This window comes from Ilyobacter sp., from assembly GCF_041583315.1.
GTDB lineage: Bacteria > Fusobacteriota > Fusobacteriia > Fusobacteriales > Fusobacteriaceae > Ilyobacter.
In genome coordinates this window covers 1-2,029 of sequence record NZ_JBFHGC010000523.1, presented here as the reverse complement: position 1 = coordinate 2,029, position 2,029 = coordinate 1, and the positions used below count along the sequence as shown (strand labels likewise).

The following is a 2,029-nucleotide window of genomic DNA, read 5'->3' as shown; positions in this document are numbered from 1 at the left end:
GGGGAAATCTTTTATTTCTACTAGGTATCGACCTAAGTAATTTTTCTTATAAATAAAAGCTCTGGTAAAACTGGTGTCTTCATAAAATTCAAAGATATCAACAATGTAATTTTTGTAAACGTTATATGAAAAATTATATCCGCTCATATTATCTTACCTCGATTCCAGAATTTGCCCGTTCTTCAAGCAGCTCAATAAAGGAAATGGATTTTTCAACGATTTTAAGCTTTGATGTATTCACTTCAAAGTCCATAACATTAACAAGTCTTTGAAAATAAATTTGTCCTCTGTAGAGGAAAGCCCTCGTTAGTGGCATATCCTCGTAGTGCTCGATTATTTTGAGATAATATCCTTTTGGAAGATCATATTCAAAAATATATGAAGACATATTTATCACCCTCTGTTATGTAGTAGTCTAATAATTTCTACTTATAAATGAAGTTGGTTCCTTTTTAAATTTTAATTTTTTTTAAAGTTTACTGTAGCTTTGTTTGAAACTACTTGACATTTTTTGATATTAGAAATATAATCATTTGGAAAATAATACGTAACCGTACTTTTGGAGGATTAATATGAACAGATTAAAAAATGGTAAATTTTATGGAACAGGTATAGGATATGGCGGAGATATCACAGTATCTGTAGATGTAAAAGATGGTAAAATTAATAAAATAGATGTGGTAGAGCACAGTGAAACACCTGTAATATCAGACCCGGCCTTTGACAATATACCGGGGAATATTGTAGAAAAAAATTCCATATTGGTGCCCAATGTATCTGGGTGTTCTGTAAGTTCAAGAGGGATAAGAGAAGCTGTAAAAAATGCCCTTGTGGAAGCAGGCGGAGATACAGAGATTTTAGAAAAAGAGATTTTAGAGTCGGAAAATCTGGAAAAAATAACAGTGGGTAAAAAAGCTTTGAAAGAAGTTGAAAATTTTGATGTGGTAATAGTAGGAGCAGGGGGAGCCGGTCTTGCAGCCTCTATATCAGCAGCAAAGAAAGGAGCACGTGTAGTGGTCCTGGAAAAAATGGCAGCAGTGGGAGGAAATACCCTGGTGTCTATGGGTGGAGTCAATATTCCCGGAAATGATGCTCAGAAAGTCAAAAAAATAGAGGATACAAAGGAAACCTACTTTGAGGATGCACTTGTAGGAGGAGACAGAGAGAACAATCAGGAACTTCTAAAAATTCTCAGTGAGAATGCACTCCCTACTTATCAATGGCTAAAAGAAGAGGTAGGGGTGGAATTTAAAGAGGGAGAACTCATACATTTCGGTGGGCACAGTGTTCCTAGAGCTGCAATTTTCAAGGGGAAGTATGCAGTAGAGCTGATCACAAAACTGAAAAAGAAAGCTATTGAAGTGGGGGTGGACATCAGAACAGGTGTCAAGGCTGAAAAGTTTGTAGTACAGGATTCCAGAGTAGAAGGTATAGAGGCTAGTATAGATGGTAATTCTGTAAAGTTTATGGGAACTAGAGGGGTTATAATGACCACCGGAGGTTTTTCTGGAAACGTAGATATGAGAAAAAAATATGATTCTGAACTGGATGAAAGATACAAAACTACCAATCAGAGCGGGATAACCGGAGACGGTCACGTAATGTGTGAAGAGATAGAAGCAGGATTTGTACATATGAACTATATCCAGACCTTCCCCATATCAAATCCAAAGACAGGAGCACTTTCACATGTAGGCGGATCGAGGTTTGACGGTGCTATCCTAATAAACAAAGGCGGAAAGAGATTTGTAGAGGAACTGGAAAGAAGAGATATAGTTTCTAAAGGGATACTTTCTCAGGAAGGAGGAGTGGCTTATCTTCTCTGGGGTCAGGAAATAGAAAAAATAGCAGGGCGAACACAGGCTAACAAAACTGAGGTAGAAGCTCTCAAGAGACTGGGCCTTTTTCACGAGGGAAGCCTGGAAGAGTGTGCTGAATTTATGGGAATAAATAAAGATGGAATGAAAGAGAGCCTAGAGAGATACAATGGTTTCGTCGATTCTGGAAAAGATGAAGAATTTTCCAGAAG

2 protein-coding genes are annotated in these 2,029 nt (G+C 37.4%); one reads left to right on the top strand and one right to left on the bottom strand.

From position 1 onward, the window contains the following. Positions 1–148 precede the first annotated feature (148 nt). A complete protein-coding gene (locus ABZA26_RS13750) occupies positions 149–388 on the bottom strand; it encodes a hypothetical protein (RefSeq protein ID WP_372715066.1) in 240 nt (79 codons plus the stop codon). 184 nt (positions 389–572) lie between these two features. Here ABZA26_RS13750 and ABZA26_RS13745 point away from each other — a divergent pair. Next, a partial coding sequence (locus ABZA26_RS13745) for a flavocytochrome c (RefSeq protein WP_372715065.1) occupies positions 573–2,029 on the top strand: 1,457 nt, incomplete at its 3' end.

Bases quoted from the DNA above. Each gene is read 5' to 3' on its own strand.
- ABZA26_RS13750 (WP_372715066.1), bottom strand. From the start codon at position 388: ATGTCTTCATATATTTTTGAATATGATCTTCCAAAAGGATATTATCTC.